This is a genomic window from Bisgaardia hudsonensis (genome assembly GCF_004345785.1).
Taxonomy (GTDB): domain Bacteria; phylum Pseudomonadota; class Gammaproteobacteria; order Enterobacterales; family Pasteurellaceae; genus Bisgaardia; species Bisgaardia hudsonensis.
The window spans coordinates 441,604-465,623 of sequence record NZ_SLXI01000002.1 but is presented as its reverse complement, the minus strand read 5'-3'; the positions used below and the strand labels follow the sequence as shown (position 1 = coordinate 465,623).

Below are 24,020 nucleotides of genomic sequence, written 5' to 3'. Positions count from 1 at the left end.
CACTAATTATCTTTCGATTAGTGGATTTCCTTTTTTCTTGCCCTTTTTAGTAAAACTCAATATAATTCAACTGTATAAAAAAACAGTAAAAAGGCGATGTAATGGATATTTCAGAATTACTTGATGGCTTAAATGATAAACAAAGGGAAGCCGTGGCGGCACCATTAGGCAATTATTTAGTTTTAGCAGGGGCGGGGAGTGGTAAAACGAGGGTATTAACCCACAGAATTGCTTGGTTGATTTCTGTTGAGAATATTTCAGAAGGAAATATTATAGCAGTTACCTTTACCAATAAAGCCGCAAAAGAAATGCGTCATCGTATAGAATCAACCCTTTCACAATATTCTGAGCATCATTTATTTGGTATGTGGGTTGGGACTTTTCATAGTATTGCTCATCGTCTGTTACGTTCCCATTATAATGATGCAAACCTACCACAAGATTTCCAAATTATTGATTCAGAAGATCAGCTACGCTTAGTAAAGCGATTAATGAAATTACATAATTATGATGAAAAAATTTATCCTTTTAAACAAGCCTGCTGGTATATCAATAATAAAAAAGAAGAAGGGTTAAGAGCACATCAAATTGATGATCATAATGATCGTCAAGAGAAAGAATGGATAAAAATTTATCAAATTTATCAAGATGCTTGTGATCGCTCAGGATTAGTTGATTTCTCGGAGCTATTACTTAGAGCTTACGAATTATGGTTAAAAAAACCGTTAATTTTGCAACGCTATCAACAACGTTTTCAGCATATCCTTGTTGATGAGTTTCAAGATACCAATAAAATTCAATATGCTTGGATTAAGTTATTGGCAGGGGATACTGGAAATGTGATGATCGTTGGTGATGATGATCAATCTATTTATGGCTGGCGTGGTGCACAAGTAGGAAATATTCAACGTTTTTTAGAGGATTTTCATCAAGCAAAAACGATTCGATTGGAACAAAATTATCGTTCTAGTGCCAATATTTTACAAAGTGCTAATGAATTAATTGCTAATAACACCGATCGTTTGGGGAAAGATCTTTGGACGGCTGGAGATAAAGGTGATCCTGTTGGTATTTATGCTGCATTTAATGAAATTGATGAAGCACAGTTTGTGGCGAGTCAGATAAATACTTGGCTAGATGATGGGGGGCGACTAGATGATTGTGCTATTTTATATCGTAGTAATAGTCAATCTCGAGTTATTGAAGAAGCGTTGATTCGTTCTAAAATTCCTTATCGTATCTATGGTGGAATGCGTTTCTTTGAACGTCAGGAAATTAAAGATGCACTGGCTTATTTGCGTTTAGTAGCAAATTCTCAAGATGATGCTGCATTTGAGCGTGTTGTGAATACACCACCAAGAGGAATTGGTGATCGTACACTTGATATTTTGAGAAACTTAACCCGAGAAAGAGAAATTACTTTATGGCAAGCTGTGCAAGTAGCACATAATGAAAATATGCTACCAAATCGAGCCTCAACATCTTTGCTACGTTTTGTTGAGCTAATTAATTCATTACGCCAAGAAACAGAAGAGATGCCTTTATTTGCTCAAGCTGATTTTACGATAAAACATTCTGGTTTATATGATATGTATAAGCAAGAAAAAGGTGATAAAGGTGAAGTGCGTATTGAAAATCTAGAAGAATTAGTGAATGCTGCAAAAGAATTTATTAAACCAGATGATGCGGAGGATATGACTGATCTTACAGCCTTTTTAACTCACGCTTCTCTTGAGTCGGGCGAGGCACAAGCTTCAGCTCATCAATCTTCTGTACAGATGATGACGTTACACTCAGCAAAAGGTCTTGAATTTCCAAGAGTATTTATTGTTGGGGTAGAAGAAGGTATTTTCCCAAGTGGTCGTTCTTTTGAAGAACCGGGAAGGCTTGAAGAAGAACGTCGTTTAGCTTATGTAGGAATTACAAGGGCTAAGCATAAATTAACGCTTTGTTATGCTGAATCACGCCGATTGTATGGCAAGGAGGAAAAACATTTACCTTCTCGATTTATTGCTGAATTACCAGAAGATTGTATTCAAGAAATTCGTTTACGGGGAACGGTAACAAGAGCTTATAATAAAAGTGCAGTTGGATCTTTGTTAAAAAATAATAGTTTTTCTGAGAGTGGTTGGAAAATTGGGCAAAAAGTTACCCATCATAAATTTGGGCAAGGTACAATCATTAATGTTGAAGGAAGTGATAATAACACCAGATTACAAATTGCTTTTCAAGGACAAGGTATCAAGTGGTTAATTGCTCATTTGGCAAAATTAGAGAAAATAGCATAAGATAATTAGTTTCAGCCATTTTATCCTTTGATAAAAATTTTAAGAAACTTAAAGTTGCATTGAAATATTTTGAAATTAATATATATTTATTTTTAAATGTTTTGATGCATTTTTTTATCTAGGAGAAATTATTATGAATAAAAATGTAGGTGGTCTTGATCGTATTTTTAGAATCATTTTAGGTGTTGTTCTAATTATATTAACGTTAACTCAGGTTATTGATGTATGGGGATGGATTGGTATTCTCCCTCTTATAACGGGGATATTCTCTCGATGTGGATTATATTCATTACTAGGTGTTAATACTTGCAATCGTGAGCGTAATTGTGGTTGTCCATTCAAAAAGTAAAATATTCTATGATTTAGTTAATAGAGGAAAAATTTATGATCGATTTAATTTCAGTTGCTGATGTTCAAGAGAAATTAAGAAATGGAGCAGTATTAGTCGATATTAGAGAAGCCGATGAATTTAAAAGAGAGCATATCGCAGATTCTCTTAATGAGCCTATGTCCCAATTACAAAAACAAGGTATTTCTAATGCAGTAAAAGGTATTAAGGAACTCATTTTTTGTTGCCGTTCTGGTGCAAGAACAGTCAATAACGCAGCTTTATTAAAACAAATAACCGAAAATATGGATTGTAAAATATTTATTTTAGAGAAAGGAATTATTGGCTGGAAAGAGGCTGGAAATTTAACGGAAATTAATCGTTCTCAGCCTTTAGAGTTGATGCGTCAAGTACAAATAGTAGCAGGATCTTTGGTATTAATTGGAGTGTTATTAGGTTGGTTAGTTTCCCCTAAATTTTATCTTTTATCGGCTTTTGTTGGATCTGGATTAATGTTTGCTGGAATTAGTGGTTTCTGTGGTATGGCTATTTTACTTGCAAAAATGCCTTGGAATAAGGTATCATAGAGAATTACTATTAAAATTATATTTATTAATAGATGTTTTTTATATATTGTTTTTGTAGTTTGAGTATTTTTTAGGGCAGGAATCTTTATGATTGAAGGTATTAAATCAAATAGTGATGCGGCAGTTAATTTTTTAAAGCCGTTATCTAATCCAAATCGTTTAGCCATTTTGTGTTGTTTAATGGGGCAAAAAAGGAATGTGACAGAATTAACACAACTGGTTGAATTACAACAAGCTGTTGTTTCTAATCAACTAAGTATCTTAAAAGTTGCTGGGTTTGTTGACTGTGATATAAAACACAGAGAACGACTTTATTATATTAAAGATGAAAGAGTTGAAGAAGTAATAAAGTTACTATATACATTTTTCTGTGATAAGAAAATTAATGATTAAAAGTAAATTTGTATCATTTCATTTTAGTTATTTTATTTAACTATTTGTTTTAAAATAGTGTTGCTAAAATAATTTTTTCAGTTGCAATACTAAAGTATATCTTTTCGTTGATGTAAAATTTTTCTTTGCTATCAACAGTTGCATAACATAGAATTTTATTGTTTACTTCAACGATAATTTCTTGATTGCTTTCTTTAGGGATAATTTGTTTAATTATCCCTTCAAATTCGTTTGTTTCATTATGTTTTGATGAATGTGTCAACTGTATCCAAGGTGCTTTAATCAATAGCATTACTTCTTTTCCTAAAACTAATTTTAATTTGACCGCACTTTGCTGTGTTATTTGGGCGATAATTGGTTTGGGAAAATGTTCAATGGATATTTCTATATCACAATAAATATCTTTTGGCTGTATTGCTATCACTTTTCCAAAAAATTGATTTCTAGCACTGGTTTGTAAAGAAAAGTGAGCTGTAGCAGAAAGTAAACTATCTAATGGAATAGTTTCATCTTGTAGAATAGAGAATGCTTTTTGTTGGGTTTGTGCTAATAAATCATAAAGTTGAAGTAGGCGTTCTGCATAAGATGTAAGATAGCTCCCCCCGCCTTTGACTCCACCAGTATTACGTTCTAATAATGGTTTAGGGCTTATATTATTCATTGCTTCCAGATGATCCCAAGCACTCTTATAACTGACCTTTGCATTTCTAGCCGCTTGGCTGATAGAGCCTGATTGCTTAATTTCCTTGAGTAAGCGTATCCTTTTAGGATCGGCAAAAAGTTGTTTTTGTAAATTAATTGTTAATAGTATTTCAGCGTCCATTGCGGTATTTTAATTTTGAGGTTGGGTTTAGTATTTTACTGAAAATTTATAATTTTATATAGCTTTTCACATATAGTTTAATATATAATTTTATCATTATATAATTCTTTATATAACCGATATTTTTTATTAGGAGAAATATATGCTTAAAATGAAAAAACATATTTTTATTACCGCACTTTCTATTATGACAGCATTATCTACACAAGCTAAAATAACTGTTTTTGCTGCTGCTTCAATGACTAATGCCTTAGAAGAAGTGAAAACACAGTATTTGCAGATTAATCCTAAAGCAGAAATTGATTTATCTTTTGCTTCCTCTTCCACATTAGCAAGACAAATTAGTCAGGGTGCCCCTGCAAATATTTTTATTTCTGCTAATCAAAAATGGACTGATTTTTTAGAAAAAAAAGAGGCTATCGTTAAAGAAAGTAGAGTGAATCTGGTTGGTAATCGGTTAGTGATGATTGCACCTAAGGAAAGCAATATTATGTCCGTCGATTTAGCGAGTAGTAAATGGCAATCAACGTTAGATAATAGTTATCTTGCAGTAGGGGATCCAGATCATGTTCCCGCTGGAAAATATGCAAAATCTGCTTTTATTTTTTTGAAACAATGGGATAATTTGGAGGCTAAACTCGCTCGAGCAAATAATGTTAGAGGTGCATTGGCATTAGTGGAGCAAGGAGAAAGCCCTTTAGGTGTGGTTTATGCTACGGATGCACAAGCAAGTAAAAAGGTGAAGGTAGTTGCGATATTTCCTGAAGATTCCCATTCGCCTATTGTTTATCCTGTAACATTGATTAAAGGGCAAGATACAGAAGAAAGTAAAGTATTTTTATCTTATTTGACATCACCAGAAAGTAAGAAAATCTTTGAGAAATTTGGCTTTTCTGTTCCATAATCGATCATTATTATGTAAATAAAGGCAAATTTTGCCTTTATTTTTTTATTTGGAAACACTTATGTTTTATGACTTCATTCAATATTTTCATCTTTCTAACACCGAAATAAATGCAATTACTTTAAGTATTAAAGTTGCATTAGTTTCAATGGTATTGAGCTTGCCTTTTGCTATTTTTGTTGCTTGGATTTTAGCGCGTAAAAATTTTTATGGGAAATCGGTGTTAAATGGCATTATTCATTTGCCTTTAGTTCTTCCGCCTGTAGTCATTGGTTATTTATTATTAATATCAATGGGGCGTAATGGATTGATTGGACAATATTTATTACAGTGGTTTGGATTTAGTTTTGGTTTTAACTGGTATGGTGCGGCATTAGCCTCTATTATTGTGGCTTTTCCGCTAGTAGTACGTTCTATCCGCTTGGCATTAGAGAATGTTGATTTTAAATTGGAACAATCCGCAAGAACATTGGGTGCTTCTAGCTTGAAAGTCTTTTTTACTATTACTTTACCCCTTTCATTTTCTGGTATTTTAGCTGGACTTGTTCTTGGATTTGCTCGTTCTTTGGGGGAATTTGGGGCGACTATTACTTTTGTATCTAATATTCCTAAAGTTACACAAACTATCCCTCTTGCTATGTACTCTTTAATTGAAACGCCTAATGCTGAAAGCCAAGCTGGGCGACTTTGTTTAATTGCTATTGCTATTTCATTGATTTCTTTATTAATTTCAGAATGGCTGGCTAAACGAACACAAAAAAGATTAGGGCAAATAGATGTTAGAAATTAAAATAAAAAAGAAATTAGGGCATTTTGATTTAATAGCTGATTTACAAATCCCCGCTCAAGGTGTTACGGCAATATTTGGCTTATCAGGTTCAGGGAAATCTTCACTGATTAATTTAGTTAGTGGATTATCTGATCCTGATGAAGGCCATATTCGTTTAAATAATCGAGTATTAGTTGATTGTTCAAAAAAAATCAATATTTCAGCAAATCATCGACATATTGGCTATGTTTTTCAAGATGCACGTTTATTTCCGCATTATAGTGTAAAAGGTAATCTTACTTATGGTATGAGAAATGTAGCTAAAAATGAATTTGATTATATTGTTGAGTTATTAGGCATAACACATTTATTAAGTCGTTATCCTACCACATTATCAGGTGGAGAGAAACAACGAGTTGCGATTGGACGAGCATTATTAACTGATCCCGAAATTCTTTTAATGGATGAGCCATTATCTTCTTTAGATATTCCAAGAAAACGAGAATTATTAGATTATTTAGATCGATTATCTCAAGAAATTAATATTCCTATTTTATATGTAACTCATAGTTTAGATGAATTATTACGTTTAGCTGAAAATGTTATTTTACTTGAAGATGGTAAAGTTAAAGCCTACGATAAATTAGAGCATATTTGGCAATCTGAGGTTTTTTCTGTATGGAAAGCTGAAAATGAGCAGAGTGCAGTTATGAACTTACCTGTTCAATTACATCATCCTATTTATAAAATGACAGCATTAGCAATAGGCTCTCAATCTTTATGGGTAAGTCGTCTTTCTGAGAATTTAGTGGATAATATGAGAATATGTATTTATAGTTCTGATGTATCTATTAGTTTACTTATTCCAGAGAAAACTAGCATTCGTAATATATTGTACGGAAAAATTACCGCACTTTTTTCCTTAGAAACAAAAATAGAGCTTAAAGTTGAGGTAGAAGGTTATGTTATTTGGGCAAGTATTAGCCAATGGTCTTGCGATGAATTAAAATTAGCCATTGGTCAAAATGTTTATTTACAAATTAAAGCTATTTCAGTGGTGAAATAAGCTTAATAAAAAGCACGCTTAATTGATTTATAGCGTGCTTTTCGTGATGTAGTACTAATTCTTTTCTCTTTTTAATAGCGATAGAACAAAGAAAATTGTCGAACTAATTACAACTGAAGGACCAGATGGTGTATCGTATAATCCAGATAAAAATAATCCTAACGATACTGATAGCATACTAAAAATGACAGCGAAAAATACCATCATTTCTGGTGTTTTTGAAAAACGTCTAGCGGTAGCCGCAGGAATAATTAACAGTGAAGTAATAATTAAGGCTCCGACAAATTTCATACTTAATGCAATGGTTAATGCAGTTAATAGCATTAATAATATACGCATTTTATGAATATTAATTCCTTCAACTTGAGCTAGCTCAGGACTGATTGTTATTGAAAGTAATGGCGTCCAAAAATAAATGAGAATAGCTAAGATCAAGACCACACCAATACTAATAAGCATAATATCTTGATAATTCATCGCTAATAAATCACCAAATAAATACGCCATCAGATCCACTCTGACATTTTTAAGTAAAGAAACCGTTATAATGCCTAATGAAAGGCTACTATGTGCGATAATACCAAGTAAAGTATCAACAGAAAATTGGGTTTTATTTTCTAGCCAAACCATCAAAATAGCTAGAACGAGAGTTAAAATAATGATTGCTAAGTATGGATTAACTTCTAAAAATAAACCTAAGGCAACGCCTAATAAGGCAGAATGAGAAAGTGTATCACCAAAATATGCCATTTTTCGCCATACAACAAACGCACCTAGTGGTGCAGTAATAAGAGAAAGCAATATTCCAGAAAACCAAGCGGGAAATAAAATTTCAAACATTATTGTTCCTTATGTGTACAATTATCAAAATGTTGTTCAGAGCGACAACATACATCGCCATGAATATTATGTTTATGGTCGTGATGATGAGTATAAACGGCAATATTTTTTGAAAATTGATTACCAAATAACTGGATAAATTTTGGATTATTAGACACTATTTCGGGAGTTCCTGCGCAGCAAATATGCTGATTAATACAAAGCACTTCGTGCGTATCAGCCATCACAATATTTAAATCGTGGGAAACCATTAAAATGGCACATTGTAATTTTTGTTGGGTTTGATGGATTAATTGATAGAGCTCAGCTTGTCCAATAATATCAACACCTTGTGTCGGCTCATCTAATACTAATAAATTTGGTTTATTGAGAATAGCACGAGCTAATAATACACGCTGCATTTCTCCACCAGAGAGCTTTTGCATATTGCTATCACTTAAATGAGCGATCCCTAATAATGCTAATGCTTCCTCAATATCAGTTTTTTTTATTCCTTTTTTTAAAGATAAAAATTTTCTGACATTAATAGGCAAGCTATGATCAATATGGATTTTTTGAGGAACATAGCCTATTCTTAGATTTTTACTATGAATAACTTCACCAGATGTCGGTGTTAATAATTTTAATAATACTTTTAGTAAAGTTGATTTTCCTCCACCATTAGGCCCGACAATAGTGATAATTGAATTAGGGTAAAGTGTTAAATTAATATCTTGTAATATATTTTGTGATAACTTAACATTGATATCCTTTAATATTACTAATGGTTGTTTTATTGAATTAATTTTCATTATTAAGTATATAGGAATATGATAATCGGCATAAAATAGCTTATTTTTCATTGAACAACAAGTATTCTGAATAATTATGTTTAAAAATACTTCAGTTATTCAGTTTTTATTTTAATAGTGGAATTTTTTTTATAATTCTTTGTCTAACGCTACGCGTAGTGTTTTAGTATAACTTATAACTATGGGTGAATGATGTATCATATTAAGCTAGCTAGGGATAGAAGAAAAAAGAAACGAATTAAGTTTGTTATCTTTTCAGGGGCTATTTTTTCAATTTTATTGGGGGTGTTATTAACTTTCAATGATACTAGTGACGAATCCCTTCCTAAAAATGATCACGTATTTGAAACAGAATATCATCCTTTAGACAGCTCACATGTGAATTCCACTTTATCTCATTCAAACAACCTCAATGAAGATGATATGTCTTCGGATAATAAAGATAGAATAATACAAGAAACGGATAATAAGAATACAACACTTTCTTATGATGATTTAGATAATAAAGATGATGAAGTTGATCAGGTTGATTTAGGACTAAGTGATAATGGACAAGAGCTTCCAGAAGAAGCTAATAAAGTTTTGGATGAATTATTAGATGTAGCGGATCAAGCATTACGGATAAGAGAGCAGTTTAGTTATACCGTTGTAAATGGTGATAGTTTTTCTGATGTATTGCAACAATCAGGTTTATTAAAAGAGGTCAGTGATGATTTGCTTAAACAATATTCAGAGTTAGCCAATATAAAACCAGGTCAGCAGTTTTATTGGATCTTGGATAGAGACGGAAATTTAGAATATCTTAATTGGTTGGTTTCGCTGAAAGAAGAGCGTATTTATGAAAGAGAATCTGAGGTTAAATTTAAACGTTTAATTCTAGAAAAAGAAACTATTTGGAAAAAAGAAATATTAAAGGGAAAAATTAATGGTTCTTTATCACAAAGTTTAAGCTCTTTAGGGTTGAATTCGAGACAAATTGCTCAATTAACAAAAGCATTACAATGGCAATTTAATATGCGAAACCTAAGAAAAGGAGATAAATTTGCGATTTCTGTTAATCGAGAGTATTTAGATAATAAATTAACTGGTCAAGGTAATGTTGAAGCAATTCATATAAAAACAGGTGGTAAAAATTATTATGCTGTTCAAGCTAATAATGGTCGATATTATAATAAGCAAGGAGAAACGTTAGGGAAAACTTTTTCTCGTTATCCTCTGTTAAGAGCAGCACGAGTTTCTTCTCCTTTTAATCCACGTAGAAGACATCCTGTTACAGGACGAGTGCGTCCTCATAATGGGGTAGATTTATCTGTATCAAGTGGGACACCTATTATCGCCCCTTCTGACGGGACTGTGGAAAAAGTTGCTTATCAAGCAAATGGTGCGGGTCGTTATGTTGTACTTAGACATGGTAGAGAATACCAAACCGTATATATGCATTTAAGTCGTGCTTTAGTGAAAGCAGGACAGTCTGTCAAAAAAGGGCAACGTATCGCTTTATCAGGTAACACTGGTCGTTCGACGGGACCACATCTACATTATGAATTTCGCATAAATGGTCGTCCTGTTAATCCTTTAACGGTTAAATTACCAGGCTCAAGTAGTCAAATGGGAACGAAAGAACGTAAAGATTTTCTCGTTAGAGCGAAAGAGGCAGAGAAAAGCTTGAAGTTATAGATATCCTAGATATAAAAAATAAAAGCATCATTTAGATGCTTTTATTTTAAGAGAGTAACGAACGAATGAAAAGGATCTTAACTGAACATTGCAGAAATAGATTCTTCATTACTAATTCGGCGTATCGCTTCAGCTAGCATTGTTGATAATGTCAAAGTACGAACCTTACCTAATGCTTTTATTTCTGGCGAAAGAGGAATTGTATCTGTTACCACAATTTCATCTAAAGAATCGCTTGCTATATTTTTTGCAGCTGAGCCAGAGAATACAGCATGAGTTGCATAAGCAAATACTCGTTTAGCACCTCGTTCTTTTAATGCTTCAGCAGCTTTGCACAATGTACCCCCTGTATCAATCATATCATCGACCAGAATACAATCACGACCAGCTACATCACCAATAATATGCATTACTTGAGAAACATTTGCTTTTGGACGGCGTTTATCAATAATTGCCATATCTGTATCATTTAATAATTTAGCAACAGCACGTGCACGCACAACCCCACCTATATCGGGAGATACAACCATTGGTTTTTCAAGATCTGTTTTCTTCAGAATATCGTGAATTAGTACAGGTGATCCAAATACATTGTCCACAGGAACATCAAAGAATCCTTGTATTTGTTCAGCATGAAGATCGCAAGTTAAGACACGATCAACCCCTACGCTTGATAAGAAATCAGCAACAACTTTAGCGGTAATTGGAACACGAGCAGAGCGTACACGACGATCTTGTCGTGCATAACCAAAATAGGGAATAACAGCTGTAATACGTCCTGCTGAAGCACGGCGTAATGCATCAACCATTACGATTAATTCCATTAGGTTGTCATTTGTTGGAGCACAGGTTGATTGAATGATAAAAACATCGCAACCACGTACATTTTCATTAATCTGAACTTGAATTTCTCCATCGCTGAAGCGACCAACAGTCGCATCACCAAGAGAAATATATAAACGTTCAGAAATTCGTTTTGCTAGTTCAGGCGTAGCATTACCAGCGAAAAGTTTAATGTCAGGCATTGTAAATTATAACCTCTGGAGTTAATAGTATGTTTAAAGTAAATAAAAAAGCATATTGATCTTATTTAAGCAAATATCCCATTAATTTATGTAGTGGTGATATATTTGATCCTTTTGCAATAAAACCAAAAATTTTGTCTGGTTTAGCTAAAAATGCAGATTGCGCAGATTTTTTATCATTAAACTCAGCAAAAACGCAAGCGCCAGTTCCAGTTAATCTTGCTGGTGCATATTGTAACAACCAGTTATATGTTTCTTCAACCTCTGAATAATGATTTAAAACAATTTTTTCGCAATCGTTTTCGTATTTTTTATTTAATAATTCTGATAAGGAAAGCTTTGGGCTATTTCTTGGTAAGTGAGGATCATTGAAAATACTCGCAGTAGAAATAGACACATTCGGTTTTAGTACTACAAACCATTTTTCAGGAGGTTCACAATAGGTGATTTTTTCTCCTACACCTTCAGCAAATGCAGATTTACCGTGTAAGAAAATAGGTACATCTGCCCCTAGCTTAAGTCCTATATGACAAAGATCTTTCAATGAAAGCTGCGTATTCCACAAATAATTAAGAGCAATTAATGTTGTTGCTGCATTTGAAGAACCACCACCAACTCCTCCTCCAATAGGTAATATCTTGTCCAAATGAATACTCGCACCTAATTTACAGTTTGTATATTCTTGCAAATTTTTTGCCGCTTTATAAATTAAATTATCTTGACTATTAAGATTAGTAATTGGAGAAACTAAATGAATTTCTCGATTAATAGTGCTATTAATGGTTAGCCAATCCCCAAAATCTAAAAATTGAAAGAGTGTTTGTAGCTCATGATAGCCATCATCTCTTTTGTTATTGATATAGAGAAATAAATTTAGTTTTGCTGGGGAAGGAAAACGAATAGGCTCTCCTTGCTTGATATTTTTTATTTCACTAAGAAGTGCGGTAGAAAATCGATAAGTTTCCATTAGTATTCCCAAGTTTCTATACGAACTTTTAAGGTTTGTTCTTTATTCTTTAATAATATATCTCTTGGCATTGGTATTTCAAATTTATGGTGATAATTTAAATAATCGACAGTCCATAATGTTCCATCAACTTTATAGCTAAAATTGGCGAGTAAATGATTCGTACCTACATTATATTGAGTGTTTCTTTCAGCTTGACCTTTTAGCCATAAGGTAAGTTTTTCTAAGGGGACCTCTATACCGATCATTTCACGTAACAATATATTAGCTTCTTTTGCTGAACGGTAATTTCCCTTATTATCTGATATAGTTAATTTATTGCCTTGCATTTCGAGTAATAAAGTTGAGCGACTTAACGTTGAAGAAATAAGTAAAGAGTAAGCATTCTGATTATTATATCGCCATTCAAATTGTGTAGAGAATCTTTCCTTTGAGCTAATATAACCTAATTGCCCTGTTGCCTTATATTGAGTAATTGCTTCTAATTTAGATAGGTGTTGTAACCAAGTTGCATCATTCTGATCAATATATTGGATACTAGTTGGTCTATTATTATCAATATTTAAGCTACAAGATACAACAAAAAGACTGATTAAAACGATAGAAACTATATGTTTTATTACTTTTAAAAGGTTCATAAATATTTTTCTCTAAAATTTTTGGTATTTTACGGTGTTACTCTTTTTGAGTAAAGTGCGGTAATATTTCTGTACGTTTTTCTATGATATTTTTTAATCGCCTTTTATTTAGCTCGTTTCTAATTTCTAGCTTTTCAAATCCATCACTAATGATCTGTTGAACATCAACTTGTCGAGCGACTTCATAGAGTTGAAATAGGAAATCAGCTTGTGGGTAGTGAATATTTTCAAATCCTGTCCTTCCTCGACTATCCGCAATACAAACTAAAGTTAATTCTTTGAATCGTTGTGGTTTCCGCCAAATATCTAATGTGTTGAATAATTTTAGTATAGTTGCGGGTTTTAATTCAAAGGCTTTATGAATATGTGTATGATATTCACAAGTTAATATCGCTAGTTCTTTGATATAATTAGGGACTTTAATTCGATTACATAAATCTCGAGTAGGTTTTATCCCTGATTTTTCATGACCATAATGATGAGGTAGAATTTCCTTTGGCGTTAATCCTTTTCCGAGATCATGACAAAGTGCTGCAAAACGAATAGCAATTTTATTATATTCACAATGCTCCGATAGCTTTACCGCTTGTTTTAATACTAGCATAGTGTGAATAAAGCTATCTACTTCGGGGTGATGTTGCTTAGGATTAGGAATACCATCTAATTTAGCAAGTTCAGGAAATAAAACAGCTAATGCACCAACTTCATTTAAAATAGAAAAATAAACCTCAGGATTTTTTTCAGTTAATGCTTTCTCTGTTTCTAACCAAATACGCTCAGGAGTAATTTTTTGTAACTCTTCTGTTTCAGCTAATTTTTTCATTAAAAATAAGGTTTCTGTTGCCACTTTGAAACCTAAATGATGATATCGAGCTGCAAAACGAGCAACTCGTAACACTCTAAGAGGATCTTCAGAAAAAGCTGAAGAAACATGGCGTAATAAGCGATTCCTTATATCTTCTTGTCCGTTATAAGGATCATAAATATTACCTTGTAAATCTTCGGCTATTGCATTAATGGTTAAATCACGACGTATGAGATCTTGTTCTAAAGTAATGTCAGGGGAGAAATCACAAATAAAACCAGTATAGCCAGAACCGATTTTTCTTTCTGTTCTTGCTAATGCATATTCTTCTTTAGTTTTTGGATTTAAAAAAACAGGAAAATCTTTACCAACCTGATGATAACCTTGTTGGAGTAGTTGTGCAGGGGTTGCACCAACAACGACCCAATCTCGATCTTTTATTGGTATATTTAATAATTTGTCACGAACCGCACCACCAACGAGATAAATTTTCATCATTTACTTTACGATAAATTATCTTATCTCCAGCCATCTTGGCGACGGCGTCTAGGAATAATATGTGGAATAATTAAACCAAATAATAAACCGATACCTAAAACAGCACCACCATAAATAAACCATTGGATTGCAATTTCTCTTTTTCCTGCATCAAGCATTGCTTCTAAATCTCGATTTTGATTTTTAGTCATTTCTAATTCACGTTTTAAAAGAGAGTTTTGCTCTAGTAATTGACTGCTTTGTTCTTCAGCTTGTTTACTGCGGCGTTGAATTTCTAAAGTGCGTTGTTTCCAGTCGTTATCAATATTACTTAGTTTTAAGGTTAATTCTTGGATTTTAGTTTTTAATTTAGGGTTTTCTTCTCTACTACTTGGTGTATCGCTTAGTTCTGATGTGAGAATCCACGAGTCACGATTTTTACTATCTCGAATAAGGCTATATTTATTTTTTTGTTCTAAAAGAGTCACTTTTTCCCCTGCTTTTACTCTTCCAGCTATTTTATATTGATCGCCAGCCCCTTTACGTAGAAATGTATAAAGATCATCTGTTACATATTTTGTTGCTTCTGCGAATGAATTAGAGGAAAAACTAAATAGAATTGAGAAAAGTAAAATAGCGACAATTTTTTTCATACCAAATTTCCAGTAAAAAAAGTAAGTAAATAAAAGTGCGATAAATTGTACCGCACTTTTATCATGTTACAAAGTTATCATTATGAAATAAGCCAAATTCTAATGAAATATTAACATTAATATTTCATAGATAATAATAGCAAAAAATGCACCTGCAGGTAATGTAATTACCCAAGACACAACAATATTTCGAATAACTGTTAAATTTAAAGCCGCAATCCCTCTTGCAAAGCCAATACCAAGAATTGCACCAACGAGAGTTTGTGTTGTTGAGATAGGTAATCCCGTACCAGAGGCTAAAACAACAGTTGTTGCTGTTGCAAATTGTGCTGCAAAACCACGACTTGGCGTTAAATCGGTAATACCTGTACCAATCGTTGCCATTACTTTATAGCCCATAACAATAAGACCAGTTGCAATTCCAGCTGCCCCTAAAGGTAAGATCCACCAAGTTAATGGAGAATGGGCAATGATTAAGCCATTATTATCAACAATAGAAACCACTGCTGAAAGTGGTCCAATTGCATTTGCTACATCATTTGATCCATGTGCAAATGCCATGGCACAAGCAGTCAGTAACATTAATATACTGAATACTTTTTCCACCGATCCAAATGTAGATTTACTTATTCTATGTTGGAAAGATTGGCTACGGAAATAAAAATGACTGATAATAATTGATAGGATACTTATAGATATAGAGATAATTGCCGTTTCTAAATGAGTTAAATGTAATCCAACATGTTTTAAACCTTTAACCATCGTCACAATACTGATGATTAAAATAGTCATTCCCATATAGTATGGACCATATTTTTGTGCATTTTTAAAAGGATTTTCAGTATCAAAAATTAGTTTTTGTGTAGTGACAAAAATACCATAAGCTACTAATCCTGCAATAAGTGGTGTTATGAACCAACTTCCAACTATATTTCTAATTTCACTCCAATCTACAGAATGTGGGCCGACAGTAATACAAGCAAAGCCGACAATAGCACCGATAATTGTATGGGTTGTTGATACTGGCCAGCCCATTTTTGAAGCTATTAGTAGCCAAATACCTGCAGAAAATAGCGCTGACATCATACCTAATGTCAAGACCTCTGGTATCAATGTGTATTGGCTTGTGTCAATCACACCACTTTTTATTGTTTCTGTTACTTCTCCACCAGCTAAATAAGCACCGGCTGATTCAAAAATCATCGCAATAATAATTGCTTGCTTTGCTGTAATTGTTTTTGAACCTACTGATGTTCCCATTGCATTGGATACATCATTTGCCCCGACCCCAAATGCCATAAAAAAGCCAAAAACAGCCGTAATAAACACGAGAACAGTCCCGTACTCTTGAATAATTTCCATAGTGTTTTCCCTATGTATTGATTTTAAAAATTAATTCATATTATGAGCGAGCAAGCATTAATTCAATGCGAGAGCCTACTCGTTGCGCTTGATCAGCTAGTACACCAATCCACTCCAAAGTTTTGTATAAAAATATAATATCAATAGGATTATAACTATCTTCAATTTGACGTAACATTAAACGCAATTTAATTTGCATTTGGTCAGTATCATCTTCGATAGAATCTAATTCATGGATCATTTCATTAACAAGTTTTAATTCTCTCCCTTTAAATCCAGTTTCTAATAGCTCATCAAGCTCATTAATAACTTTATGAGCTTGAACGGTTGCTTCTAAACTACGGGCAACATATTTCATAAATTCAGCTTGCATTTCCTTCGGAAATGAAAATTGTCTTCCTATCATTCGTCCCGAAATATCTTTTGCATAATTTGCAAGTTTGTCTTGCTGAGTGGTTAACTCCAGTAAGTCAGTACGATTTATCGGCATAAACAAACCTGTTGGTAGTTTTAAGCGAATTTCACGTTTTAAAAGATCAGCTTGACGTTCCGCTTCTGATATTTGCAAGCGAATCTTTTCAGCCTCTTGCCAGTTATTTTCAAATGTTCGTTCAAAAAAAGGTACTAAAAAACTGCAACATTCAGTTACTTTATTTGAATGACTTTGTAGTGGCTTAAAAGGGGAATGGGCAAACAATCCTAATATATTGTTCATTGCCATAAAAGACTCCTAGAGATAGATTAATAATTATTTATATTAACCTATGTTAATGAAAAACTCACGATTTTAATCGTAAAAAAACGAAATTTAGTAGATAATAATAGTATTTACTATGGTATTTTTATTGAAAAATTCGTCAAATATTAATAAATATATCAGACGATATAGTAAAATTTAGCAATAGAAAGTTCAAATATGAACTAAATTTTAAGGATAGATAAATGACTAATGAGATAGAAGTAAAGCTAGTACTTTCTGAAGAAGCAGCAAATTTTTTTAGTCAAGAAATAAGCGCCTTTAAGATATTATCAAAAGGGAATATTTTTTTAGAAAATACCTATTATGATACCCAAGATTTATTTTTTGCACATAATAAAATGGGATTTAGAATTCGCAAAGAAAATCAAATTATTACGCAAACATTAAAAACGAATGGTGAGATCTTAGGTGGTTTACATTCTCGTCTTGAATATAATGTTACGTTATCCGAGTTTAAACCTAATTTAGATAAAATAAAGGATATTTATCCCCTACATGAAAACTTACCTAAATCGCCCTTGATTGCCGTTTTTAGTACTGACTTTAATCGTGACTTTTGGTTAGTTGAGGTAGGAAGTGATACAGAGATTGAAATTGCTCTAGATAAAGGCAAAATTACATCAAGAGAATTAGCACAATCTATTTGTGAACTTGAATTTGAATTAAAAAAAGGCAATGTTGAAAGTCTATTATATTTTATTCGAAATTTAAATTTTGAAAATGGTGTACGTTTAAGTGCAACCAGCAAAGCAAAATACGGTTATCTACTTTTCCGAGGTACAAATTTAGATAATCAAGATTGGTTGGATAATTGGAGATATTTTTTAGCGATTGATGAACCTAGTAAGTTATATCATTTATTTCAATTTGAACAAAATTTGATTGAAGAAACCTTTATTTTGGGAAAATCATTTTTTTATGATGATTTTATAAGAACTATTGAAAGAATCGGTATGTTTTTTAATCTTTTTCATTTTTATGTAACTAATGATAACCTGATTAAAGATGAGTTGTTTGAGCAACAAAAGAAGAAAAATATTTCATATTTAGATCAATTAATATTTGTTAATATTATTGAAACAAACCAATATTTATTAACAGAAATACAAGAAATTATATCTCAGCATAGTAAAACCAAAAATAATCAGTTAGCAATAGATAAGTTATTTACATTGTTAGAAACAGGACGTTTTGTTAAGCGTCAACTTGACCTAATTTTATTAACTGTTTAAGGATAAATAGATGGCTAAATCTCCTAAAAAAGCATATGTATGTAATGATTGTGGAGCGGAGTTTTCTCGCTGGCAAGGACAATGTACTGCTTGCAAAGCCTGGAATACGATTACTGAAGTAAGAATGATTTCGGTTCAGCCAAGTAAAGGCGATCGTTTTAGTGGCTATGCAGGCGATACACAGGCTAAAATTCAAACTTTATCCGAAATCAGTTTACAGGAAGTGCCACGTTTTAATAGTAGTTTTCAGGAATTGGATCGAGTACTCGGTGGTGGGATTGTTCCTGGAAGTGCGATTTTAATTGGAGGACATCCTGGAGCAGGTAAAAGTACCTTATTATTACAAGTAATGTGTAATTTGGCTAAAAATATGACCGCACTTTATGTAACAGGCGAAGAGAGTTTACAACAAGTTGCGATGAGAGCAAATCGGTTAGGGTTACCTACTGATCGGTTAAATATGTTATCTGAAACATCAGTGGAAAAAATTTGTAATTTAGCTGATCAACTAAAACCACAAATTATGGTGATTGATTCAATTCAAGTAATGCACCTAGCTGATATTCAATCATCACCTGGTAGTGTCGCTCAGGTACGAGAATGTGCTGCATTTTTGACACGTTATGCTAAAACCAAACAAGTTTCTATTTTTATGGTGGGGCATGTAACAAAAGATGGTACGTTAGCGGGACCTAAAGTATTAGAACATTGTATTGATTGTTCTATATTACTCGAAGGAGAAACGGATTCACGCTATAGAACATTGCGTAGCCATAAAAATCGTTTTGGTGCAGTCAATGAACTTGGGGTTTTTGGTATGACAGAACAAGGTTTGCGAGAAGTGAAAAATCCCTCTGCCATTTTTTTAAGTCGTGGAGAGGAGCAAACCGCAGGTAGCTCAGTTACTGTACTTTGGGAAGGCACTCGTCCTTTATTGGTGGAAATACAAGCGTTAGTAGATCATTCTATGTTAGCTAATCCAAGACGTGTTGCTGTTGGTTTAGAGCATAATCGCTTAGCATTATTACTGGCAGTATTACATCGACATGGTGGATTACAAATGTCGGATCAAGATGTTTTTGTTAATGTTGTTGGTGGGGTAAAAGCGACAGAAACGGGCGTTGATTTAGCATTATTATTAGCGCTTATCTCGAGTTTTAGAAATGTGCCTTTACCACGAGATCTAGTGGTTTTTGGCGAGGTTGGATTAGCTGGTGAAATTCGACCAGTGCCAAGTGGACAAGAGCGTATTAGTGAAGCAGCTAAACATGGATTCAAAAGAGCCATTGTTCCTTTTGCAAATAAACCTAAGAATAGCTTACAAAATATGCAAGTTTTTACAGTAAAGAAATTAGCTGATGTTCTGTCTATTTTAGATGATTTTTAATGATTTTATTGTTTATTTGTAGTGATTTTTCACTACAATCATTATCTAGACTTTTAATTTTACTCTGAAGCCTGTATTTTATTATTTATCTATAGTAATCTTTCTCTACAACAGTATTTTCTATAAAAGTGGTAGCATTTTTGTTAAAAAATAGCATAATGTTCTAAGATTTATAATAATCATTTAAAAAAATATATATTTAGGGAGAGTCAGTTAATTATGGATAAAAAAATGAAAGCATTAGATCGTATTGATATAGCTATTCTGAATGAATTACAACGAAATGGGAAAATTTCTAATATTGACTTATCAAAAAAAGTCGGGCTTTCACCAACGCCTTGTTTAGAGCGAGTGAAACGATTAGAGCGTCAAGGTATTATTACCGAGTATCGAGCTATTTTAAATCCAGAACTTTTAAATTCACCGTTATTGGTAATTGTTGAAATAACATTAGTTCGAGGAAAACCAGATGTTTTTGAAGAGTTTAATAAAGCAGTACTTGAATTAGATGAAATTCAAGAATGCTATCTCGTTTCTGGTGATTTTGACTATTTATTGAAAACGAGAGTGGCAGATATGGCGGAATATAGAAAATTATTAGGAACAACATTACTACGTTTACCCGGTGTTAATGACACGAGAACTTACGTTGTAATGGAAGAAGTTAAACAAACCAGCTTTTTACAATTAAAATAATTTATAACAATGAAACTTATTATAGAAAGACTTTCTCCACAACAATATATTGTGAAACTTTTGCTAATTTTGGCTGTATTTATAGGTTGTTATTTGGTTGTAGCTTGGTCTAGTTATAGTCCTTTTGACAATTCTTGGTCGGTAGCCAATTCTTATGAATACACGATTAATAAAGCAGGTTTTTTAGGTGCTTGGATAATTGATTTATTATTTACTTTTTTAGGCTATTCTGGCAATTTAATTCCTTTTTTAATGGTATTTATACCAATTTATATATTATTAAATGGTAGTGAAAATATCACGAAATTAAAGATCGCATTAGGAGGCGTTGGACTAATTTTATTTTTATCGGGTGTTTCTGTTATTTTAACAATTTATTTTACTACCAGTTATTCTGATATTGAGCATTATCTTTCTGGTGGCGTGTTAGGCTCGTTTCTTGTTAGCTATTTTTATACAATATTAGGTAAATTTGGACTACTCTTTTTTTCTACAATTTTTATCATCATTGGATTTTTGTTATGCTCTGGTATTTCAATGATTAATTTATTAGTAAGATTTTATCATTGGCTGATTATGAAAAATGATGATCTTTCAATACAAGAAGAAAATGAGACAGATTTGGCTTTAAAGAATGATGGTAATATAAATAAGACAACAGAATTAGAAGAAATTATTTTTTATAATCCCAAGCATTTGCAACAAAATGAACAAAAAGCCTCAGATAATTTAGTTGATGTCAATCAGTTTATTAATATCAACGGACTAAGAAATAAAGAACAGCCTAAAGAACAAGATTTAACGACTGATATTAATGCTTCGGTATCAGTGATACCTGATATACCAGATAATCTAGTACAACAGAAAAACATAGATCTAGTTCCACCTGCTATAGATAATATTGGTGATCTTGATTTTTCTCATAATACAACGGAAGAGGTATTACCTAAGGTAAGAATTTTACCTTCACAAGAGAGGGAATTATTGAATAAATCAGTATCAGAAGTCGATAATATCCAAAATATAATTGATGATATTGAAGAAGATAATCATCTAGCGCTTGAATTTGCTCAGTTAGAAGAGCAACGTCTTCAACAAATGGCTAAACGAGCAAAGGAAATCAATGCTGAAGATGCATTTAACCGTATTGTAAATGAAAGCCAAGATCTTATGGCTGATACGTCAATTCCAACAGACGAAGATAAAAATAAAGTGGTTAATTATGCTTCTTATAAGGATACACTAATTCATCCCGCATTACAGCAAAAAGCCGTTACTAATGCGAAGCCAACAACACCAATGCCCTCACTCGATCTATTAGAAGATAGACCAGTGGAGGCTCATACTATTACCAAAGAAGAAATTTTAGAAACATCACAACGAATTGAGCAACAATTACGTAATTTTAACGTAAAAGCAAATGTAAGAGATGTGCTAGTTGGTCCCGTGGTTACAAGATATGAATTAGAACTACAACCTGGTGTAAAAGCATCAAAAGTAACAAATATTGATACAGATTTATCTCGTGCATTAATGTTTCGTTCTATTCGTGTTGCGGAGGTAATACCAGGTAAACCTTACATTGGTATTGAAACCCCGAATACGCATAGACAAACCGTTCCTTTGAAAGATGTGCTTGATAGTGATGAATTTAGAAATGCTAATTCGTTGTTAACAATGGCATTAGGTAAAGATATTAGTGGTAAGCCTGTAGTGGTTGATTTAGCTAAAATGCCACACTTATTAGTTGCGGGTGCAACAGGATCGGGTAAATCAGTTGGTGTCAATACAATGATTCTAAGTTTGCTTTTCAGAGTTAAACCTGAACAAGTTAAATTTATTATGATTGATCCTAAAGTCGTAGAATTATCAATTTATAATGACATTCCGCATCTTTTGACAGAAGTCGTAACGGATATGAAAAAAGCAGCTAATGCATTGCGTTGGTGTGTTGATGAAATGGAACGTCGTTACCAGTTACTTTCCGCTTTAAGAGTACGTAATATAGAGGGATTTAATGATAAAATTGATGAATATAATGCTTTAGGTATGCCGATTCCTAATCCTGTTTGGAAACCTGGTGATACAATGGATACCTTGCCTCCAGCATTAGAAAAATTAAGTTATATTGTTGTTATAGTTGATGAGTTTGCTGATTTAATGATGGTTGCAGGTAAACAGGTTGAAGAACTGATTGCACGTTTAGCTCAGAAAGCCAGAGCAATAGGTATTCATCTGATTTTAGCAACACAACGTCCTTCCGTTGATGTCATTACCGGCTTAATAAAAGCCAATATTCCAAGTCGAATAGCCTTTACTGTTGCGAGTAAAATTGACTCAAGAACGATTCTTGATCAAGCTGGAGCGGAAGCATTGCTCGGACGTGGTGATATGCTTTATTCGGGGCAAGGGTCTTCAGAACTTATTCGTGTACATGGTGCTTTTATGAGCGACGATGAAGTGGCAAAAATCGCAGATGATTGGCGAGCAAGAGGCAAACCAGATTATATTGATAATATCTTAGAAAGCACCGAAGATGATACTGATGAAAATTTAGGATTTGGAGAGAGTTCGGATGAGGTTGATGATCTTTTTGATCAAGTGGTTGAATTTGTCACAAGCACAGGAACCACATCGACTTCTGCTGTTCAACGCCGTTTTAGAGTAGGATTCAATCGAGCTGCACGGATAATGGAGCAATTAGAAGAACAAGGCATTGTTTCTGAAATGCAAAATGGTAAACGAGAGATATTATCAAGAACTTATACTGATTATTAACTTTGTTTTTTTAGATAAAAATAAATAAATGGAATTATTTTAAAAAATAAGGCTCTAAATTTTATCGTTAACATTTAATATAACGTTTTTACACATTGGTATGATGATAAGCCAAGATAACTTAAGGATAAAAATAATGAAAAAAATAGCTATAAAATTAACCGCACTTTTACTAATTTTTAGTACAAATTTTGCTTTTGCGGATGCTAAAACTGAATTACAGTCTAGACTAAGTAAAATAACAGAATTAACAGCGGATTATACACAAAAAGTCAGTGATCCAATGGGAAAAGAAGTACAACAAGGATCGGGTAAATTACAAATAAAACGTCCTAATTTATTTAGAATGGAAAATAAAACACCTCAAGAAACAACTATTATAGCTGATGGTAAAACATTATGGTTTTATGATCCCTTTGTTGAACAAGTAACGATAAATTGGGTAAAAGAAGCTATTAATAATACGCCATTTGTATTATTAACTAGTACAGATACTAATCATTGGCAACAATATAGTATAACGCAAGAGTTTGATACCTTTATTCTCAAACCGAAGTCAGCGAAAAGTACAATTAAACAATTTAATATTCGTATTGAAAAAGACGGTGTATTAAAAAACTTTAGTACAACGGAGAAAGATGGGCAATCTAATCTTTATATTTTACGTAATATTACTAATACAAGTTTAGCGAATAAGTTGTTCACATTTGATGTTCCAAAAGGCGTTGAAGTGGATGATCAACGTAACAAATAATTAATATATTATAATATTTA

23 protein-coding genes are annotated in these 24,020 nt (G+C 32.8%); 13 read left to right on the top strand and 10 right to left on the bottom strand.

Translation table 11 applies throughout. The annotated features are described in order from the left end of the window. Positions 1–101: 101 nt before the first annotated feature. The 4 genes from uvrD (at position 102) to EV697_RS04685 (ending at position 3,596) form a co-directional block, all read left to right on the top strand. Complete coding sequence (gene uvrD / locus EV697_RS04700) at positions 102–2,288, top strand: DNA helicase II (protein WP_132023135.1); 2,187 nt, start codon at positions 102–104, stop codon at positions 2,286–2,288. Between the two features lie 133 nt (positions 2,289–2,421). Further along, positions 2,422–2,637: a YgaP family membrane protein gene (locus EV697_RS04695; protein ID WP_132023133.1), complete on the top strand. Its 216-nt coding sequence runs from the start codon at positions 2,422–2,424 to the stop codon at positions 2,635–2,637. Positions 2,638–2,672: 35 nt separating this feature from the next. After that, entirely contained in the window at positions 2,673–3,203 is a 531-nt protein-coding gene (locus EV697_RS04690; RefSeq protein WP_132023131.1) for a rhodanese family protein, read from the top strand. Between the two features lie 90 nt (positions 3,204–3,293). Then, positions 3,294–3,596 carry an ArsR/SmtB family transcription factor gene (locus EV697_RS04685; RefSeq protein WP_418883955.1) on the top strand — a complete coding sequence of 101 codons (303 nt, stop codon included), beginning with the start codon at positions 3,294–3,296 and terminating at the stop codon, positions 3,594–3,596. A 49-nt stretch (positions 3,597–3,645) separates the two neighbouring features. Here the strand turns inward: EV697_RS04685 and EV697_RS04680 are convergent, their stop codons facing one another. Continuing rightward, positions 3,646–4,419, bottom strand: a complete 774-nt coding sequence (locus tag EV697_RS04680; protein WP_132023127.1) for a TOBE domain-containing protein — start codon at positions 4,417–4,419, stop codon at positions 3,646–3,648. A 142-nt stretch (positions 4,420–4,561) separates the two neighbouring features. On the opposite strand from EV697_RS04680, the gene modA reads away from it, so the two are divergent. From modA to modC, 3 genes are all read left to right on the top strand, one after another. Further along, positions 4,562–5,323 (top strand): molybdate ABC transporter substrate-binding protein, encoded by a 762-nt coding sequence (gene modA / locus EV697_RS04675; protein WP_418883949.1) that lies wholly within the window; start codon positions 4,562–4,564, stop codon positions 5,321–5,323. 61 nt (positions 5,324–5,384) lie between these two features. Beyond that, positions 5,385–6,113 carry a molybdate ABC transporter permease subunit gene (gene modB / locus EV697_RS04670; RefSeq protein WP_132023125.1) on the top strand — a complete coding sequence of 243 codons (729 nt, stop codon included), beginning with the start codon at positions 5,385–5,387 and terminating at the stop codon, positions 6,111–6,113. Further along, positions 6,100–7,158 carry a molybdenum ABC transporter ATP-binding protein ModC gene (gene modC / locus EV697_RS04665; RefSeq protein WP_132023123.1) on the top strand — a complete coding sequence of 353 codons (1,059 nt, stop codon included), beginning with the start codon at positions 6,100–6,102 and terminating at the stop codon, positions 7,156–7,158. Before modB ends, modC begins: the two co-directional genes overlap by 14 nt. A gap of 54 nt (positions 7,159–7,212) precedes the next feature. Here modC and znuB read toward each other — a convergent pair whose 3' ends face one another. Both znuB and znuC read right to left on the bottom strand, forming a co-directional pair. Continuing rightward, entirely contained in the window at positions 7,213–7,998 is a 786-nt protein-coding gene (gene znuB / locus EV697_RS04660) for a zinc ABC transporter permease subunit ZnuB (RefSeq protein ID WP_132023121.1), read from the bottom strand. Next, on the bottom strand, positions 7,998–8,789 hold the full coding sequence (znuC, locus tag EV697_RS04655) for a zinc ABC transporter ATP-binding protein ZnuC (RefSeq protein WP_132023199.1): 792 nt from the start codon (positions 8,787–8,789) through the stop codon (positions 7,998–8,000). The genes znuB and znuC overlap by 1 nt, the downstream gene beginning before the upstream one ends. A gap of 192 nt (positions 8,790–8,981) precedes the next feature. Between znuC and mepM the strand changes: the two genes are divergently transcribed. Then, complete coding sequence (mepM, locus tag EV697_RS04650) at positions 8,982–10,466, top strand: murein DD-endopeptidase MepM (protein ID WP_132023197.1); 1,485 nt, start codon at positions 8,982–8,984, stop codon at positions 10,464–10,466. A gap of 77 nt (positions 10,467–10,543) precedes the next feature. On the opposite strand, the gene EV697_RS04645 is transcribed toward mepM, so the two are convergent. The 7 genes from EV697_RS04645 to EV697_RS04615 form a co-directional block, all read right to left on the bottom strand. After that, a complete protein-coding gene (locus EV697_RS04645; RefSeq protein WP_132023119.1) occupies positions 10,544–11,491 on the bottom strand; it encodes a ribose-phosphate pyrophosphokinase in 948 nt (315 codons plus the stop codon). 61 nt (positions 11,492–11,552) lie between these two features. Continuing rightward, the gene (gene ispE, locus EV697_RS04640; RefSeq protein WP_132023117.1) at positions 11,553–12,458 is read right to left on the bottom strand and encodes a 4-(cytidine 5'-diphospho)-2-C-methyl-D-erythritol kinase; all 906 of its coding nucleotides are present in this window, start codon (positions 12,456–12,458) and stop codon (positions 11,553–11,555) included. Beyond that, positions 12,458–13,096 (bottom strand): lipoprotein insertase outer membrane protein LolB, encoded by a 639-nt coding sequence (gene lolB, locus EV697_RS04635; RefSeq protein ID WP_132023115.1) that lies wholly within the window; start codon positions 13,094–13,096, stop codon positions 12,458–12,460. The genes ispE and lolB overlap by 1 nt, the downstream gene beginning before the upstream one ends. Before the next feature lie 37 nt (positions 13,097–13,133). Beyond that, on the bottom strand, positions 13,134–14,396 hold the full coding sequence (locus tag EV697_RS04630) for a multifunctional CCA addition/repair protein (RefSeq protein ID WP_132023195.1): 1,263 nt from the start codon (positions 14,394–14,396) through the stop codon (positions 13,134–13,136). A gap of 23 nt (positions 14,397–14,419) precedes the next feature. Continuing rightward, entirely contained in the window at positions 14,420–15,031 is a 612-nt protein-coding gene (locus tag EV697_RS04625) for a TIGR04211 family SH3 domain-containing protein (RefSeq protein ID WP_132023113.1), read from the bottom strand. A 99-nt stretch (positions 15,032–15,130) separates the two neighbouring features. Beyond that, positions 15,131–16,393: an inorganic phosphate transporter gene (locus EV697_RS04620; protein ID WP_132023111.1), complete on the bottom strand. Its 1,263-nt coding sequence runs from the start codon at positions 16,391–16,393 to the stop codon at positions 15,131–15,133. Between the two features lie 40 nt (positions 16,394–16,433). Beyond that, positions 16,434–17,114, bottom strand: coding sequence for a TIGR00153 family protein (locus EV697_RS04615; protein WP_132023109.1), 681 nt, complete (start codon positions 17,112–17,114; stop codon positions 16,434–16,436). 221 nt (positions 17,115–17,335) lie between these two features. Here EV697_RS04615 and EV697_RS04610 point away from each other — a divergent pair, with 221 nt between their 5' ends. The 5 genes from EV697_RS04610 to lolA all read left to right on the top strand — a co-directional run bounded on the left by EV697_RS04610 (position 17,336) and on the right by lolA (position 24,000). Further along, on the top strand, positions 17,336–18,385 hold the full coding sequence (locus EV697_RS04610; RefSeq protein WP_132023107.1) for a CYTH domain-containing protein: 1,050 nt from the start codon (positions 17,336–17,338) through the stop codon (positions 18,383–18,385). Positions 18,386–18,395: 10 nt separating this feature from the next. Then, on the top strand, positions 18,396–19,772 hold the full coding sequence (gene radA, locus EV697_RS04605; RefSeq protein WP_132023105.1) for a DNA repair protein RadA: 1,377 nt from the start codon (positions 18,396–18,398) through the stop codon (positions 19,770–19,772). Positions 19,773–19,991: 219 nt separating this feature from the next. Next, on the top strand, positions 19,992–20,468 hold the full coding sequence (gene lrp / locus EV697_RS04600) for a leucine-responsive transcriptional regulator Lrp (RefSeq protein WP_132023103.1): 477 nt from the start codon (positions 19,992–19,994) through the stop codon (positions 20,466–20,468). Between the two features lie 9 nt (positions 20,469–20,477). After that, positions 20,478–23,246 (top strand): DNA translocase FtsK, encoded by a 2,769-nt coding sequence (locus EV697_RS04595; protein ID WP_132023101.1) that lies wholly within the window; start codon positions 20,478–20,480, stop codon positions 23,244–23,246. A 136-nt stretch (positions 23,247–23,382) separates the two neighbouring features. Beyond that, positions 23,383–24,000, top strand: a complete 618-nt coding sequence (gene lolA / locus EV697_RS04590; RefSeq protein WP_132023099.1) for an outer membrane lipoprotein periplasmic chaperone LolA — start codon at positions 23,383–23,385, stop codon at positions 23,998–24,000. The last annotated feature ends 20 nt before the right edge of the window (positions 24,001–24,020 follow it).